This window comes from Vibrio sp. 1CM23M (genome assembly GCF_023161755.1).
Taxonomy (GTDB): domain Bacteria; phylum Pseudomonadota; class Gammaproteobacteria; order Enterobacterales; family Vibrionaceae; genus Vibrio; species Vibrio coralliirubri.
On sequence record NZ_JALNTR010000001.1, the window covers coordinates 945,197 to 959,784 of the forward strand.

Here is a 14,588-nt window from a genome sequence, read left to right on the forward strand (position 1 = left end):
AGGCAGTTCTTAAGCGGCGAACCATTGGGTAGTAGCTATAAAAAGCATAGATTTTATCTATATAAAGTGAAATATATTGCCATTAATTACGATTTATCACTTATTGCATAGTTTTTATTTATTTTTTGAAGGTGTTGTTAGATGCTTTTTGATGTGCTCTCGAACTTGAGCATGTCGTTGATCTTGAATACTACGTTTGTGATAAATCATTTTCATTTCGTAGTCACGCAGTGTAAATGGTGGTTCTAGAACTTTTAGCCCTAGCTCTTCTGCTAAATCAAACATGGATTCACTGACAATGCACACGGCGTCTGAATTACGGGCATTCAACAGTAGATTCGATTGGCCGGAAACTTCTCGAACCACGTTACGATCAAATGCTTCTTCAGTTCGGGTTTCTAGCGCGCTTACGTTTTTGTCTTTTAGGCGCAGCATGATGTGCTCGGCGTTTTTGAATTGCTCAAGAGAGATGCTATCGCCAATTGTCGGGTGGTCTTTACGGCATGCGAGTGCGAGCTTTTGAGAGCCGATCGATTCAACAATAAAGGAGTGATCAGTAACAGAGATATCGTCGACAACAATATCCACCTCTCCGGTTCTTAGTTTATCTAAAATACTGTATTCAATGGCGGGAGTTTCAACAAAGTAGACCCCTTCATAGCCAGGAAGTGCCTGCATGATCACTTCTGGGCAGCAGATTTTTAGTTTTCTCTCTTCTTTAAATACTGAGTCGAGGCGACCTAATATTTCTCGACATTGCTCAGCAAGATAATGCGCATCTTCTGTCGGTTGAATTGAACGACTGGTGCGATAAAACATGATTTTTCCGCTCTGCTCTTCAAAATTTTTGATCGCGGCGGTCATCGATGGCTGAGTCATATTCATATGTTCTGCTGCTTTCGAAATACTATTGAAATCATAGGCTGCGAGAAAGTGTTTAATCAGATTTAGATTCATATAGGTGTGCCCTGTAGAAAGAGATTAAATAGTTTGAATACGACTCGGTGATCGTTGTGTCGATAACGGTAGAGTCAGTAGCGTCGAGATTTAGCTTAAATTATGTATTGAAAACATGCGCTATATATTTGTTGGAAAACACATTTTTTTACCAAAATAACAAATCAAGATATGATGGGTGAAAAGTGACCAGTACAAGGAGTGCTCATGAAATTAGTCGGTAACACCGTTATCCAACCTTTTCACAAGGCAACCTGCCATTGCGGTGCGGTTGAACTAGAGCTCAGCTTACCTAACGGGATAGAAAAGCCGCGTCGCTGTGATTGTTCTATCTGTCGTCGCAGGGGAGCGATTGTGGGCTCTGTTGCGCTGGATGGCATCAAGATCCTCAAAGGTGCAGAGCATCTCAAGCTTTATCAATTCAATACCAACACCGCAAAGCATTACTTTTGCTCAAACTGCGGTATCTATACCCATCATCAGCGCCGTTCTAGCCCAAATGAATACGGTTTTAACATCGGCTGTTTGGAAGGGGTGAATCCTTTTGATATTGGTGATGTGGTGACCAACGATGGTGTCAATCATCCAGCTGATCGTTAATTTATTGAGCATTAAAAAGGGAAGAAATTATGTCTGAATATGGAGCGATCATTCGCTGGAAAAAAGCAGAAGATGAAGCCTTTAGCGACAATCAATACAGTCGCGGTCATACGTGGGAGTTCGATGGTGGTGTCACTGTGCCTGCTTCGTCCTCTCCACATGTTGTACCGCTGCCGTTTTCGGTGGAAGCGAATGTTGATCCAGAAGAAGCGTTTATCGCGGCACTTTCTAGCTGTCATATGCTGACGTTTTTGGGCATAGCGGCAAAGCAGAAGTACGTCATTGAGTCTTATGTTGATGATGCAATTGGTGTGTTGGAAGAAGATGAATCTGGCCGCTCGTCTGTCACTAATGTGACTCTGCGACCTGAGATAGTGTTTTTAGGTACCAAAAAGCCCACCGCCAAGCAGCTCGACAAACTGCATCACTTGGCGCACAAAAACTGCTTTATCGCGAACTCGGTAAAAACAGAGATTGTGGTCGAGATGAGAGATTAATTTAAAACAATCACAAGATTTCTTTAAAAGCTTCGTCCTTTTTATCTCGCTATCGTCTTAAGGGTATTGATGCAATTTCGTTGATTGCAAAAAGACCGAACATACTATTTGAGGACACCTCCATGACAGCGTTTAACAGTGCATCGAATTACGGTGAAAATGCATTTATCAAAAGCAAACCAGAGATGCTTGAGAGCATTTACAACACCACCGATGTATTTCCTTACTGGGTTGCCGATATGGATTTTCAGGTGGCGGAACCGATCACTCAAGAGCTGAATCGCTTAGTTGAGCGTGGAGTATACTCGTATGAGTTCAATGAACAGGCAGTGTTTGAGGCGCTGTCTCAATGGTATTCAAAGCGTCATGGGCTGAACCTATCTTCTGACAAGTTCGTACAAGTTCCGGGAGTGTTACCAGGCATCGCGTTGTTACTGCGCCAATTTACCAATGAGGGTGATGGTGTGCTTATTCATACGCCGGCTTACCATCAGTTTGCTAATTTGGTGAATAAGGCAGGCCGTCAGGTCGTGAATAGCCCGTTGATTAATGACGGACAGCGTTATCAGATTGATTTCGATGGTATGGAGCAACAGATCATCGACCAACAAGTGAAGACGATGATTTTCTGTAATCCGCATAACCCGACTGGGCGAGTGTGGACACCTCAAGAGCTTGAACAAATCATCGAAATCGCCAAGCGCCACGGCGTGCTGATCATCAGCGACGAAGTCCATTCCGACATTATTTTTGAAGGTCACGCTTTTACGAGCTTAACCAGCTTCGATTACGACAAGGTTATTGCTTTGATTGGTTCTCCGGCGAAATCCTTCGGCATGCACAGCATCTCAAACGGCTATGTGTACACCAATAATAATGAGTTATTTGAAGCGTTCAAAGCTAATGTGGTGGCGATGTATCTTGACCATGGTAATGCGTTCAGTACGTTTGCAACCGTGGCGGCCTTTGAGAAAGGTGGTGAGTGGCTCGATGGCATGTTGGTGTATCTGCAAGACACGGTGAAATGGATCACTGAGTTTGCGGAGCAGCGCATTCCTCAGTTAAAAGTCTTCCAACCGCAAGGCACTTACCAAGTGTGGTTTGATTTCTCTGGCTTGGATTTTTCGGAAGAAGAGCTAAAAAATGTGGTGTTTGAGCAGGCTAAGATGGGCTTAACCCCAGGTGGTTGGTTTGGTGCGCAAAGCCCTAACTTTATGCGAATGAACATCGCAACGTCACGTGACAATATCGAGCAATCATTTACTGCGTTAGCGGACGCGATTGATGGCTTTGAGCGAGGAAGCCTGTCTCGTTCAACTTGTTGTGATAGCGGCGCTTCAAAAAGCTGCTGCTGATATCGAGCGTTAGGCTCAAAGAACGAAAAACCGCGAGGCTGATTAGTGCATCACTGGCGGTTTTTTTGTGTCTGTGTAATCCTACGTACGGTTTTAATTGAGTGACAGTTAGAAAGTTCTGAGAGATAGGTAGAGAGCTCTTGAATGGTAGGAATAGATTGATTAGCAGAGAGTTATGTTTAGCGTCCCATTGAATAGTTTTGTACATCGTGTGAGTGATAAAAGCCAAGTGATGGCGAATGCTGCGGAATGTGGATGTCAGTTGAAACGAGTTCGTCGCTCGCGTAATTGGCTGTTGGTCGCTCAAGAGCATCAACTCATTGAATTTAAAACGATGTTAACCCACGAAAAAGACGGTTGGATTGCAATTGCAATCGACAAAGTGCTGCCTAAACCTGTGGTGTGTTTGGCATCTCTGTTGGCCGCAACACCTTCAATGACTGTGGCTCAACTGGTGATGGAATCTGGATGTTCAATGGCCGAAGCAAGACGTGCTATTGATGAACATGAAGGTCTGTAGGCGTATTCAAATCGTGTGAAAAGAGAATTGCGAGCAGCAAAAAGCCCGTAACGATATTGCGCTGGAAACGTCATATCGTTACGGGCTTTATCATCTGTGCTGCTGTTAAGCTAAGCCATGCGGCTTTGAAGCATTGACTCGATTAAGAGTTCGCTACTTTTACACGAATCGTGTTTTTGCCAAGCTTTGACAAGTTCAGCTTGTTTAGTGCCACTTTAGCTTCTTCTTGCTCTGGCATTTCAACAAAAGCAAAGCCTTTTGAGTCGCCAGTTTCTTGGTCTAAAACTAGGCTGCACTCTTTTACTGAACCGAACTCAGAAAATAGCACACGGATGTCTTGCTCAGATGTAGAGCGTGATAGGTTACGAACTAGAAGTTTCATAATAAACCTTGAATATGAATTTACGCCGAGCATTGTCGCACACTTTCATGCTCACCCTCACAAATAATTACTCTAATCATTTCTTTGGTAACGCTTCGCTCTATTTACCGATTAAGCGAGCTTTTTACCTGCTAGCCGCGGTTTATCGTAATATCTGATACGAATCCATGCTCTGTGCTGGTTAACGCCTGCTGCAACATTTGAGCGGCTTCTTGCGCGGTCATAAAGCTCGAGGTATCCATGTCTTTACCGCTTGTATTCCAAAACTCGGTCGCCATTCCTCCAGGATAAACCGCCACGATTTTCATCGGATGACCTTTTAGCTCCAACCTTACCGATTCGATAAAGCCTTTCACGGCCCATTTTGCCGCGCAGTAGGTGGACTCTTCCGCTTTAGCACCTTGTGCCGCCGTCGACATCACCACAGCAATGGTGACCGATTGATCTTTGTAGCGCTGCACAAGCTCGCGAATCAAAAAGATCGAAGACTCGATATTGTTCTTCAGCATGTCGCTGATGGTGGCTGGGTCTTGCTGTTCTATTTTACCGAAGTAGCCACTGCCAGCGCTGTGGATCACCAGCTTCGGCATTTCAGGTAACGTATCCAATAACTTGCTCACAGAGTGAGGGTCGCAGAGATCACACGCTTGGCTAATGGTATTCGCAGGCAGGCCTTGCGCCACTTCTGCTAAACGTTGTGCGTTGCGACCTGTGATGGCTACGCGCTGAGCGTCGGTTGCGGCGTTAGCATATTGTTTCGCGAGAGCTGCGCCTAAACCGCTGCTTGATCCGGTAATTAAAATCATACTGTCTTAAATTTGTAGAGTTGATTCGAGATAGTAAGGGGCTAGGCTAAGATTTTCTGAGATCTATGGCTAAAGTTGATCGATAGCCTGGTTGATAGGTTGATAGGTTGAGCGGTAGGGGGGGAATAAGAGTGTGGGGAAAGTCGTTAAGAATCGACGGGTTTGGTCAGAAATAACAGTGTTAAAAAATAACGAACCAACAAGTAAAAGCGCCGGCATAAGAGCCAGCGCTTTTGAGTAATCATAAGTGATTATTTTTCGTCGTCGAACTGTTTGATCGTGAACGCGTCTTCGATTCGGTTAAGCTCTTCTTGTTCTTTCACTCGCTTCTCTTCTTGCAGAGTCGCTCTCGTTTCGTTGAAACGTTTTTTCTCTGACTTAGTCAGGAATTTTACAGCTTTTTTGTTGGTCAGTGCGTAAGCAACTACGTCTTCACCTTTTTCTCTGCGCTCGTTTACGCGTTGTGAGAAACGTTCATTGTCGCGAGCTTTACGCTCCGCTGAGGTCAACTTGCTCATGCTTTAAAGCCTTTTCAATTATTCATGGTAGGGAATCTACGCTTAGCGAAACAAATGGGAACTGCTTAGTGTCAGTCTAGTCCATTTGTATGCTGGTGGCGCATCTTAGCACAGTGGCTTGAGCATGCAGGTATGCTATTCGAGGGATTAAATAAAACAGCCCACAATTTTCGTCGTGGGCTGTTTTGTTACGTACTGTAGATGTAGTCATCGATTTAAAACTAAGAATTAGAAACGGCAGCTAAATTAAATCTTCTCTATGTATAAGATGACCTCTCCGACTTTAAAGCCAAACTTAGACATCTCAGTCTTGTTGAATAAGCGTTTATCGTCCATCAAGAACATCCAATCATCAAGCACCACTTCATAGGTGCTGCCGTCTACTTCAATCTCCAGATCATATTTCCAATACAGCGCAGAACCTTGGGTCTCACCATAAGCGGTTCCAACGACATCGTTGGCGGTGCCCGAATAGGTGTTTTCGCCCGTTTTGAGCAGATTCCAAACACGAGTAGAGCGCTCGCCATCAGCAAAAGAGAACCACTCTTTTATTTCTCCGTTGTCACCGTCCCAAGTCGCAATAAGTTTGGCATCAAAGCGGCGCAGTAGGTTACCAGAGCGGTCGAGCACCATGCCGTAGGCCATGAGCTCGCCATTAAAAAAGGTTTCAAGCTTGAGCTCTGGCGTAGTGTCGACATGGTCTTCTAAACTTGCAGAGCCACAGCCCACTAGCCAAGTGAGTGAAAAAAATACCAGAGCGAATTTTATTATTGTTGTTTTTGGATTCATTTGTTCAAACCTAAAAGTTGTTTACGAAGACCGGGTTCAGAGGTGTTTTCAGATAACCAAATCGCTAGAAAGGCTTCGCCGAATTGTTTGTCTTGAATGGTGCCTATCGGTTGTTCATCGAAGTAAAAACGACTCACGTTATCTTCTGCGACACGAATCGTGAGTGTGCTTCCTTCTTCCACGTTCGGCCACATCGCGTACAAGGGTTTCAACCAACGTTGAATGTTGTTATTAGAGTAGCCAAGCTTGTTCCACTGATCTTCGGTCGCGTCTACGAGGTCTTTGCTATCGATAGAGCGGTAATACTCAAGCTTCAAAGCTCGTTCAGAGTTGGTTGGAGTCGCGTAGAATTCTGCGGAGTAGAGAGTCCAAAACAGGTAACTCATTTCACCTTCACCACGTTTGCTTAAATCATCGACAGCAGAGGCTTTAGCGTTTCCGGCAAATAGCAGCGCAGCAAAAATTAGCGAGAGAGTGATAAAGCTTAAAAGTGTGTTTTTTGCTTGCTGATGAGGGCGAACAATACCGCGCTCAGGTTTGAACGTTTGTGTCGGGTTGCGTGGATAAGCCATAAGTCACCTCGTTATTGCCATTTTAGGTTGTATTAAGTTGGAGTAGGCGGCCACCAGTAAGGGCAACAAAATCCCCCAACTTATTGCAAGGGCAGCAACTACCGATGCATCTGGCCAAGTAGTAAGAAGAGCACCTGCTTTGATGCCTCCCCAATAACTACTAGTACCTGCTACGAACCCTATGACAAACAAGATCACTTTCGAGCATTTTAATAGCCAATTTAGGCTGTGGTTAAAACTGATTAAGAACATGATCCACAGGCAGACAAGCCACACTGGGAACCACGATTGATTAGCAATTTCAGAGTCGACGGCAAACACGCCGAAGTGAAGTAAGAGGCTATCAAGCAATAGCCCCAATGGTAATAAAATGAGTATCTTCAGATCGCTACTGCGAGTCGGTGATAGAAGGAAGTGAACCACTACAATCAGTGGTGTGACGAACGGGGCTTGCGCGGTAAAAAAGGCACTGCAAACCCAGGTCGCTTGAAACAGTACGAGATTAATAATCCAAAACCGCTTCATCTTTTGCTCCAAAGTAACGAGGTTTTCTTGCGACTACATGGTGAGTGCTGATCACGCGCTCTTTGAATGCGCCTTCACAGTAGCAGAAGTAGAAGCTCCACAAGCGCTTAAACTCTTCTGAATAGCCGAGGGACTCTAACTCTTCCCAACTATTTTCAAAGGCGATGTTCCAATCATTCAGTGTTCGAGCGTAGTGTAGGCCAATGTCATCAATTTCTTGAACCACAAGATCGGTGCTGGTCGCAAGGTGTTGGGTCATTACTGAAACCGAAGGTAGGCAACCGCCGGGGAAGATGTACTTTTGAATAAAGTCGACACCTTTGCGGTATTTGTCGTAACGACTGTCAGCAATAGTAATCGCTTGAATCAGCATCTTGCCTGAGGGCTTAAGTAACGACGAACACTTTTCAAAGAAGGTTTGTAGATATTCATGGCCGACCGCTTCTATCATCTCGATCGAAACCAACTTGTCATACTCACCAGTGAGATTGCGATAATCCTCTTTAAGCAGAGTGATTTTATCGGTTAAACCAAGCGCTTTTACTCTCTGTTCAGCAAGCGCATGTTGGGCATCTGAAATCGTGGTTGTGGTGACGTGGCAACCGTAGTGTTGCGCCATGAAGATGGCTAAGCCGCCCCAGCCTGTGCCTATCTCGACCACGCTATCTTTCTCCGACAGCTCTAGTCGCTCACAGATGGTTTTCATTTTGTTTTGCTGAGCCTTTGACAAGGTTTCTGCGTCTTCGCTGTAGATAGCGGAAGAGTACTGCATCGAGCTATCTAAGAAGCGCTCGTACAGTTCGTTGCCAATGTCATAGTGAGCGAGAATATTGCGCTTGGAGCCTTGCTCGGTGTTGGCATTCTTACGACGCAGCAAGAGGTTTTTGATGCGAGAAATCCATTGCGTCTTGTCATCAAGCTCATCCAATTGGGCTTGGTTACGAGCCATGATTTGAATCACACGCGTGAGATTTGGACTGGTCCATTTACCATCGATGTACGCTTCAGATGCGCCAATACTGCCGTTGATGACGACATCTCTAAAAAAGGTCGCATCATGAATCACGATTCGACCTTTCAAGTCTGCTTCTCGATCACCGAACACCGAATGCTGGTCGCGCTCAATGATCTCAAGCGTCGCGAATTGTAGGCTTTCTAAAACCTTGAAGATTAAAGCTCGATATTTACAGTTGCTTGAAACAGCAACGGCTTTAGCTTGTTGTTCAATATTGTTGTTTTGTTTGGCAAGCTGTTCCATGTAAACCTCGCTGATAACTCATTCTAATATTTTGTGCCAACTAAGTTGAGTTCTGCTCCTTGGTTGGAGCGAACCCAAGCTAGAATCGATTTCTGTTTTAAGCGCTTAAGATGTTGAGTCTGGATGCGCCACAAACGGTACTTTTTTCAGGAATAATTTGAGAGCCTGATAATAAATTCCCATCACGACTTTTATCGTCATCGCCGGAATCTTGAATACCGTTCGTCTAATGTTTGTCTTGGTTACTGACTGTTTCGTCAGAGCCAGTGTCGCATCGAAAAGCTTATCGTCTCGGCGGCTTTCGATGTGAACTAACGTGCGTTTCGCTGGTGGCTTAATTTTCCAAAAATAAGTCATGTTCAAATCCATGAACGGTGAAACGTGAAACTCTTTTTTTACCTTCAATTCTTGGTGCATGTCGATGAGATAGTAGTGTCTTTCTCGCCAAGGCGTGTTGCTCACCTCAGCCAACATGTACTTGCAATCCCCAGTTTCGTCATAACAGAAGAAACAGTTGATTGGGCTGAAATAGATGCCTAAACAGCGGCACTGAGCCAGCATCGTCACACGGTTTGAATCAGACCAAACTCCACCAAGTTGTTGCACCTTGGAAGCTATACGTTGCTTAAGTGATTTTGGTTCATCCGTGGTGACATTTTCTTTTTTTTCAGCGAGATAATCCGATTCGACAAAGCGAATCGGGTTGTACCAACGAGTTCCGAACAGCGCACTGCGCGCAGTGGTTTGGGGCAGCTCATCAAGATCTAACCCCATCATATAAAGCTGATAGCTGAACTCATGTGTGATGTCGCCAAAGCGGCGATGTCTGACGTTACCCCAATAGATACCGCTGAGCTCTTCACTCTTTTCGGATGCGATCCCCATCTCGGGTGTCAGGGTTTGACTGTTCATAGCGCTGAACTCGTACTCAAATCTAAACCGAAGCGTTTGGTCACATCGAGTGCACTGTGGACACCGTCTTCATGGAAGCCGTTATACCAGTACGCGCCGGCAAAGTGAGTCTGGTTTTTGCCACAGATCTGCTCACGCTTGTGCTGAGCTTCGACCGTGTTCGAATTAAGTACCGGGTGATGATAAACAAAGCTGCGAATGATTTTTTCTGGGTTGATGGCTTCGCTTTGATTCAAGGTGACACAGAAGGTGACTTGGCTTTCAATGCCTTGCAGAATGTTCATGTTGTAAGTGACACAAGCAGGTCGTTTACTGTCACCATCCAACATGTAGTTCCAGCTTGCCCAAGCCAGTTTCCTGTCTGGTAACAATCGAGTATCGGTGTGCAGAACCACTTCATTACGGCTGTATGGGATCTCGCCCAGTACCTGTTGCTCTTGTTCTGTCGCATCACCAAGCAGACGTAAGGCTTGGTCTGAGTGACAAGCAAAGATTACTTCGTCGAAGTCTTGTCTGCTGCCATCTTCAAACTCAATCGTGACGCCTGTTTCATTGCGAGTCACTTGTTTAATCGATGTATTCAGTGCAACAGGCTTACTTAGGCGTGAAAGGATGATTTCAACATAAGAACGCGATCCTTTTGGAATCACATACCACTGAGGACGGTTCGCGATATCGAGCAATCCATGGTTGTAGAAAAACTGGATGAAGAACTTCAGCTCAAACTCTTCCATCTCTTCCAAGCTTGTCGACCAAATCGCCGCGCCCATCGGTAGGATATAGTGCTGGCTGAAAAAGTCGGAGAATTGATTATCGCGTAGGAAGCTGCCGAGGGTAACGTCTGGTGTGAATTCATTGCTTTCAAACTGAGCCTTACACAGTTTGTTGAACTTGAGAATGTCAGACACTAAAGACCAGAACTGAGGTTTGAAGATGTTGCTCCTCTGCGCGAATAACGAATTAATGCTGTGGCCGTTGTATTCAAACTTGGTAGTCGTGTTGTGGACGCTGAAGCTCATCTCGGTCGGTTGCCTTTCGACACCGAGTTGTTCTAGAAGCTGATTGAAATTCGGGTAGGTTCGATCGTTGAATACGATGAAACCTGTATCTATCGAAAACGCCGAGCCTTGATGTTCAATATCAACGGTCGCGGTGTGCCCCCCAACGTAATCATTCTTTTCGAATACTGTTACGTCGTGGTGCTTATCTAATATATGCGCGCAAGTGAGTCCAGAGATACCTGAACCAATAATGGCGATTTTCTTCATTGTTATACCATCCTTGAAGCGAGTTTTTGCCAAACTGGAGTTGGAAGCATTCTTAGTAGCTTCATCAACATGATGAATCGTCTTGGGAAATCGATTTCACTCTTTCCTTGAGCGATACCATTTACGATTCGCTGAGTTGCGGCCTCACTACTAATAATCATAGGCATAGAGAACGTATTTCGCTCGGTTAATGGCGTTTCAACAAAGCCTGGGTGCACAATTGAGACATGAATGTTGTGCGTTGCCAGATCAACCGAAAGTGTTCTGCCTAAGTAGGTGAGGGCTGCCTTTGAAGCGCCATAAGCCTCGGCTCTTGGCAAAGGTAAAAAGCTGGCGCTAGAGCTGACTAAAACCAAACGGCCGCCGGGCTTGATGTTTTTTAACCAGGCTTTAAGGGCATAGCCAATTGAAATTAGGTTTATGTTGATGACGCGCTCGAAAAGCTCGGCATCAAAATTCACTGGGTCGTCGATGTACTCACAATCACCCGCATTTAAAATCAGCAGATCGAGCGGCTTGTCTTGGTCGAGTTCTGGGAAGTTGTGGTAATCAGTCAGGTCGAAACAGAGCGGCGTAATGGATGAATGCGCGACGTCTGTCTCGTGCGAATCAACTAAGGCTTGCAGCTTGTCTGAGTTGCGGCCACAAGCAATCACTTGATGCCCTTGCTGAGCGTAATCTTTAGCGAGGGATTGGCCGATACCTGAGGTGGCGCCTGTAATCATAATACGCATTATCGGCTCGCCCTCTTTTTGATGGATTTGATCGCGCAGCCCAGTACTGGAATGTGTTCGTACAACATAGAGCCGACGTCGAGATAGTCTCTGTGGTAGACCACTTGACCGTCGAGCATTTTGAGGTGGCTGTGTCCTTGTACTTCGATTGGCTTTTGCCCATTTAATTGTTTGTGAGCAAATTGCATCGTCCAGTAAACAGAAGCTTCGTCGTTCACTTCGAAAGTGTGTTCGATATGAAAGTAACAGCTGGTTACTTGGGTATAGAGGTTCTCGAAGTAGTGCGTAAGCGCCGAAATACCGCTGACATGATGCAGCGGATCTTGGAATTCAATATCAGGGTGATAAACCGTCTTTAGCACGTCGAAATTGTCGGTTCCTAGTTCTTGATACATGTTGAGAAAGTTATCAAGCCATAGAGAGTTATCCATAATATTCACTCTAATTATTTGAAGAAGGCTAAGGCTCTCAATCGTGCTTCTTTATGCTCAACGATGGGTTGCCAGTATTCGCTGTCTATTCCGTTTTTAGCGATAAATTCATGTGGGAAATGCACATGCTTATCTGGGATATTTTGCAGCTCTGGTATGTACTTACGAATAAAAATTCCTTTTGGATCAAACTTTTCACTCTGGGTGATTGGATTGAAAATTCGGAAGTAAGGTTGAGCATCACAGCCAGTACTTGAAGCCCACTGCCAGCCACCATTGTTGGCACTAAAGTCACCGTCGATAAGGTGTGACATAAAGAAACGTTCGCCCCAACGCCAGTCAATAAGCAGGTGCTTGGTTAGGAAGCTTGCCACCACCATTCTTAGCCTGTTGTGCATCCAGCCCGTTTCAACCAGTTGACGCATTGCTGCATCAACCAATGGATATCCTGTTTTTCCTTCGCACCAAGCTTTGAAGCTAGGATGATCGTGATACCAATCTAACCCATTGTATTTTTGCTGAAAGTTAGCACCTTTAACCAGTTTAGGATGGTGGAACATCAAATGCTTATAAAAATCTCGCCAAATCAATTCATTGAGCCAACAAAAGGCCGGTAATTGCGTATCAAATAACAGATCGGGCTGTTGCTGAATCAATTGAATCGCTAACCAACGTGGGCTCACGGCGCCAATCGCTAAATAAGGCGATAGCCCTGATGTCCCTTTAACTGAGGGAATGTCTCTCAGACGTGCGTAGTCGTTGACTTTATTGCCTAAGAAATTGGGGATCACATTGCCCAATACATCTTGGCTTAATGGCCAGCGACTCGAATCCACACGAGGAAAGTCGAAATCATAGTCAGCGGAGAGGGTTAAGGCTTGTAAGTCGTCAGGAAGCTGTGTTTGTGAACGTTCAGTCGGCACGACAGGAGCTGGACTGCAGATGATGCCTTTCACCTGAACTTCTTTTAACCAAGCGTTCTTAAAGGGCGTAAAGACTTTGAACATCTCGCCTTGTTTGTTGAGAACGCTACCGAGTGGCAGCATAACGTCACAATCGCTGATCTTTAGGTTTAAGCCGCTTAAAATCAGCTTTTTATCGCGAGCTTGTTCATCGACCTCTGGTTCAGAGTTAGCGTAGACGCACTTGGCATCAAGCTGCTGGCATAAATCGATGAGCTGTCTGGATTGGTCGTCAAAATCGGTCGCTTTCAGGTGAAGCAAAGTCATCCCGAATTCAGCGAGCTGGGAATCGAGTTGTTTTAGATGACGATAGATGAAATCAGCTTTGATTGGTGCAAGGTGATGTTGCTGCCATTGCTGTGGGGTTGAAATAAAAACGGCGATAGATACGCCGTTTTCAATTGCTGCGACGAGCGCTGGGTTATCGTGAATCCTCATGTCTCGTCGTATCCATAAAATGTCGCTCAATATCCGTATCTCAGCTTAAGTTCTTGTGGGTGAGGGTTTAGGTAAACCTGTGATTCCAAGTACTCGTTTGGGTATTCCATTAGGTAGTGATTGATCAGTGTCAGCGGTACTAGCAGTGGAATCACGCCCTCTCTGAAAGAATCGATCTGGTTGGTGAGTTCTTGCTTGTGAGCGCTACTCAATTGTTTCTTAAAGTAACCTTGCAAGTGATGCAGCGTATTGGCGTGACTGCCTCGATTCGCGTGATGCGATAACGCCTTCATCAAACCTTCGATGTATTGAGCCGCCAATTCGTCGATGTCTAACTCATTACCCGCTAACAGTTTGCCTAAGCTTTTGTAACCCTCAACGTGGTGACACATGACTAAGTATTTGTGGGCGCTGTGGAACTGAATCAGTTTGTGTTTGGTTATGCCTTCATCAACAAGATCGAGCCATTTTTGGTAAGTGAACACTCGAGTCATGAAGTTTTCACGCAAAATGGGATCGTTAAGGCGGCCGTTTTCTTCAACGGGAAGTAACGGGTTACCGTCCATAATTTGTTGGGTGAACATGCCTACGCCAGTCGATTCAGAGCCGCGACCATGGTGGTGGTACACCTTCACGCGTTCCATGCCACAGGTTGGGCTTTTTTGACACACAATAAAGCCAGCAATGTGTTGGTTGTTCTTTGAGTAATTTTGACCGAACTCGATCAGTTCGTTGGTCACATCACCTGAACCATCTGGGCGAGAAACGTGAATGATGTCATCTAACATTCTTGTTTGGCGAATGGTTGGGCGAGGAGTTGGAAGGCCGACGCCCATTTCGGGACAAACCGGTTCTAACTCTACGTAATCTGCAAGATCGTCTGTGCAGAAGCGCGAACGTTTGTGTCCAGTATCGAACCGAACTTTATGACCGGCGACACATGCACTGATGCCTATTTTTATTTTTTTATCCATTGGTCAATTCCTTACGATCATTGCTCATCGTTATTCTTATATTATGTGGTTTGTTGCTTATTCCACATTACTTTAGTTCGGTTATTACTT

Annotated in this window: 18 protein-coding genes; 4 read left to right on the top strand and 14 right to left on the bottom strand. The window is 45.2% G+C overall.

Translation table 11 applies throughout. The annotated features are described in order from the left end of the window. Positions 1 to 114: 114 nt before the first annotated feature. Positions 115 to 957 carry a LysR family transcriptional regulator gene (locus MSG35_RS03980; protein ID WP_050632604.1) on the bottom strand — a complete coding sequence of 281 codons (843 nt, stop codon included), beginning with the start codon at positions 955 to 957 and terminating at the stop codon, positions 115 to 117. Positions 958 to 1,164: 207 nt separating this feature from the next. Between MSG35_RS03980 and MSG35_RS03985 the strand changes: the two genes are divergently transcribed. From MSG35_RS03985 to MSG35_RS04000, 4 genes are all read left to right on the top strand, one after another. Beyond that, positions 1,165 to 1,557 (top strand): GFA family protein, encoded by a 393-nt coding sequence (locus MSG35_RS03985; RefSeq protein WP_050651206.1) that lies wholly within the window; start codon positions 1,165 to 1,167, stop codon positions 1,555 to 1,557. A 29-nt stretch (positions 1,558 to 1,586) separates the two neighbouring features. Continuing rightward, entirely contained in the window at positions 1,587 to 2,054 is a 468-nt protein-coding gene (locus MSG35_RS03990; RefSeq protein ID WP_248382932.1) for an OsmC family protein, read from the top strand. 122 nt (positions 2,055 to 2,176) lie between these two features. Then, positions 2,177 to 3,409 (top strand): PatB family C-S lyase, encoded by a 1,233-nt coding sequence (locus tag MSG35_RS03995; RefSeq protein ID WP_248382933.1) that lies wholly within the window; start codon positions 2,177 to 2,179, stop codon positions 3,407 to 3,409. 175 nt (positions 3,410 to 3,584) lie between these two features. Then, positions 3,585 to 3,929, top strand: a complete 345-nt coding sequence (locus MSG35_RS04000) for a ribosome recycling factor family protein (protein ID WP_048610087.1) — start codon at positions 3,585 to 3,587, stop codon at positions 3,927 to 3,929. Positions 3,930 to 4,071: 142 nt separating this feature from the next. On the opposite strand, the gene MSG35_RS04005 is transcribed toward MSG35_RS04000, so the two are convergent. The 13 genes from MSG35_RS04005 to MSG35_RS04065 all read right to left on the bottom strand — a co-directional run bounded on the left by MSG35_RS04005 (position 4,072) and on the right by MSG35_RS04065 (position 14,498). Then, positions 4,072 to 4,311: an RNA-binding protein gene (locus MSG35_RS04005; RefSeq protein WP_248382935.1), complete on the bottom strand. Its 240-nt coding sequence runs from the start codon at positions 4,309 to 4,311 to the stop codon at positions 4,072 to 4,074. Positions 4,312 to 4,442: 131 nt separating this feature from the next. Further along, the gene (locus MSG35_RS04010; RefSeq protein WP_248382937.1) at positions 4,443 to 5,117 is read right to left on the bottom strand and encodes an SDR family NAD(P)-dependent oxidoreductase; all 675 of its coding nucleotides are present in this window, start codon (positions 5,115 to 5,117) and stop codon (positions 4,443 to 4,445) included. 251 nt (positions 5,118 to 5,368) lie between these two features. After that, positions 5,369 to 5,635, bottom strand: a complete 267-nt coding sequence (locus MSG35_RS04015) for a DNA polymerase III subunit epsilon (RefSeq protein ID WP_248382938.1) — start codon at positions 5,633 to 5,635, stop codon at positions 5,369 to 5,371. 246 nt (positions 5,636 to 5,881) lie between these two features. Beyond that, positions 5,882 to 6,424 carry a DUF3833 domain-containing protein gene (locus MSG35_RS04020; protein ID WP_050647555.1) on the bottom strand — a complete coding sequence of 181 codons (543 nt, stop codon included), beginning with the start codon at positions 6,422 to 6,424 and terminating at the stop codon, positions 5,882 to 5,884. Then, positions 6,421 to 6,996 carry a chalcone isomerase family protein gene (locus MSG35_RS04025; RefSeq protein WP_248382939.1) on the bottom strand — a complete coding sequence of 192 codons (576 nt, stop codon included), beginning with the start codon at positions 6,994 to 6,996 and terminating at the stop codon, positions 6,421 to 6,423. The genes MSG35_RS04020 and MSG35_RS04025 overlap by 4 nt, the downstream gene beginning before the upstream one ends. A 3-nt stretch (positions 6,997 to 6,999) precedes the next feature. Continuing rightward, positions 7,000 to 7,521, bottom strand: a complete 522-nt coding sequence (locus tag MSG35_RS04030) for a DUF2878 domain-containing protein (protein ID WP_017061278.1) — start codon at positions 7,519 to 7,521, stop codon at positions 7,000 to 7,002. Beyond that, entirely contained in the window at positions 7,499 to 8,779 is a 1,281-nt protein-coding gene (locus tag MSG35_RS04035; RefSeq protein ID WP_248382940.1) for a cyclopropane-fatty-acyl-phospholipid synthase family protein, read from the bottom strand. The genes MSG35_RS04030 and MSG35_RS04035 overlap by 23 nt, the downstream gene beginning before the upstream one ends. A 105-nt stretch (positions 8,780 to 8,884) precedes the next feature. Continuing rightward, positions 8,885 to 9,691: a DUF1365 domain-containing protein gene (locus tag MSG35_RS04040; RefSeq protein WP_017061280.1), complete on the bottom strand. Its 807-nt coding sequence runs from the start codon at positions 9,689 to 9,691 to the stop codon at positions 8,885 to 8,887. Beyond that, entirely contained in the window at positions 9,688 to 10,959 is a 1,272-nt protein-coding gene (locus tag MSG35_RS04045) for an FAD-dependent oxidoreductase (RefSeq protein ID WP_248382942.1), read from the bottom strand. Before MSG35_RS04045 ends, MSG35_RS04040 begins: the two co-directional genes overlap by 4 nt. A 2-nt stretch (positions 10,960 to 10,961) precedes the next feature. Continuing rightward, the gene (locus MSG35_RS04050) at positions 10,962 to 11,693 is read right to left on the bottom strand and encodes an SDR family NAD(P)-dependent oxidoreductase (RefSeq protein ID WP_248336350.1); all 732 of its coding nucleotides are present in this window, start codon (positions 11,691 to 11,693) and stop codon (positions 10,962 to 10,964) included. Beyond that, a complete protein-coding gene (locus MSG35_RS04055) occupies positions 11,693 to 12,124 on the bottom strand; it encodes a nuclear transport factor 2 family protein (protein WP_248382943.1) in 432 nt (143 codons plus the stop codon). The genes MSG35_RS04050 and MSG35_RS04055 overlap by 1 nt, the downstream gene beginning before the upstream one ends. Before the next feature lie 14 nt (positions 12,125 to 12,138). Then, positions 12,139 to 13,554: a deoxyribodipyrimidine photo-lyase gene (gene phrB / locus MSG35_RS04060; RefSeq protein ID WP_248382945.1), complete on the bottom strand. Its 1,416-nt coding sequence runs from the start codon at positions 13,552 to 13,554 to the stop codon at positions 12,139 to 12,141. Continuing rightward, the gene (locus MSG35_RS04065) at positions 13,551 to 14,498 is read right to left on the bottom strand and encodes a DUF523 and DUF1722 domain-containing protein (protein WP_048614107.1); all 948 of its coding nucleotides are present in this window, start codon (positions 14,496 to 14,498) and stop codon (positions 13,551 to 13,553) included. The genes phrB and MSG35_RS04065 overlap by 4 nt, the downstream gene beginning before the upstream one ends. Positions 14,499 to 14,588 lie beyond the last annotated feature (90 nt).

Coding starts and splice junctions, on each gene's coding strand:
- MSG35_RS03980 (WP_050632604.1), bottom strand. CDS start 957: ATGAATCTAAATCTGATTAAACACTTTCTCGCAGCCTATGATTTCAAT.
- MSG35_RS03985 (WP_050651206.1), top strand. CDS start 1,165: ATGAAATTAGTCGGTAACACCGTTATCCAACCTTTTCACAAGGCAACC.
- MSG35_RS03990 (WP_248382932.1), top strand. CDS start 1,587: ATGTCTGAATATGGAGCGATCATTCGCTGGAAAAAAGCAGAAGATGAA.
- MSG35_RS03995 (WP_248382933.1), top strand. CDS start 2,177: ATGACAGCGTTTAACAGTGCATCGAATTACGGTGAAAATGCATTTATC.
- MSG35_RS04000 (WP_048610087.1), top strand. CDS start 3,585: ATGTTTAGCGTCCCATTGAATAGTTTTGTACATCGTGTGAGTGATAAA.
- MSG35_RS04005 (WP_248382935.1), bottom strand. CDS start 4,311: ATGAAACTTCTAGTTCGTAACCTATCACGCTCTACATCTGAGCAAGAC.
- MSG35_RS04010 (WP_248382937.1), bottom strand. CDS start 5,117: ATGATTTTAATTACCGGATCAAGCAGCGGTTTAGGCGCAGCTCTCGCG.
- MSG35_RS04015 (WP_248382938.1), bottom strand. CDS start 5,635: ATGAGCAAGTTGACCTCAGCGGAGCGTAAAGCTCGCGACAATGAACGT.
- MSG35_RS04020 (WP_050647555.1), bottom strand. CDS start 6,424: ATGAATCCAAAAACAACAATAATAAAATTCGCTCTGGTATTTTTTTCA.
- MSG35_RS04025 (WP_248382939.1), bottom strand. CDS start 6,996: ATGGCTTATCCACGCAACCCGACACAAACGTTCAAACCTGAGCGCGGT.
- MSG35_RS04030 (WP_017061278.1), bottom strand. CDS start 7,521: ATGAAGCGGTTTTGGATTATTAATCTCGTACTGTTTCAAGCGACCTGG.
- MSG35_RS04035 (WP_248382940.1), bottom strand. CDS start 8,779: ATGGAACAGCTTGCCAAACAAAACAACAATATTGAACAACAAGCTAAA.
- MSG35_RS04040 (WP_017061280.1), bottom strand. CDS start 9,691: ATGAACAGTCAAACCCTGACACCCGAGATGGGGATCGCATCCGAAAAG.
- MSG35_RS04045 (WP_248382942.1), bottom strand. CDS start 10,959: ATGAAGAAAATCGCCATTATTGGTTCAGGTATCTCTGGACTCACTTGC.
- MSG35_RS04050 (WP_248336350.1), bottom strand. CDS start 11,693: ATGCGTATTATGATTACAGGCGCCACCTCAGGTATCGGCCAATCCCTC.
- MSG35_RS04055 (WP_248382943.1), bottom strand. CDS start 12,124: ATGGATAACTCTCTATGGCTTGATAACTTTCTCAACATGTATCAAGAA.
- MSG35_RS04065 (WP_048614107.1), bottom strand. CDS start 14,498: ATGGATAAAAAAATAAAAATAGGCATCAGTGCATGTGTCGCCGGTCAT.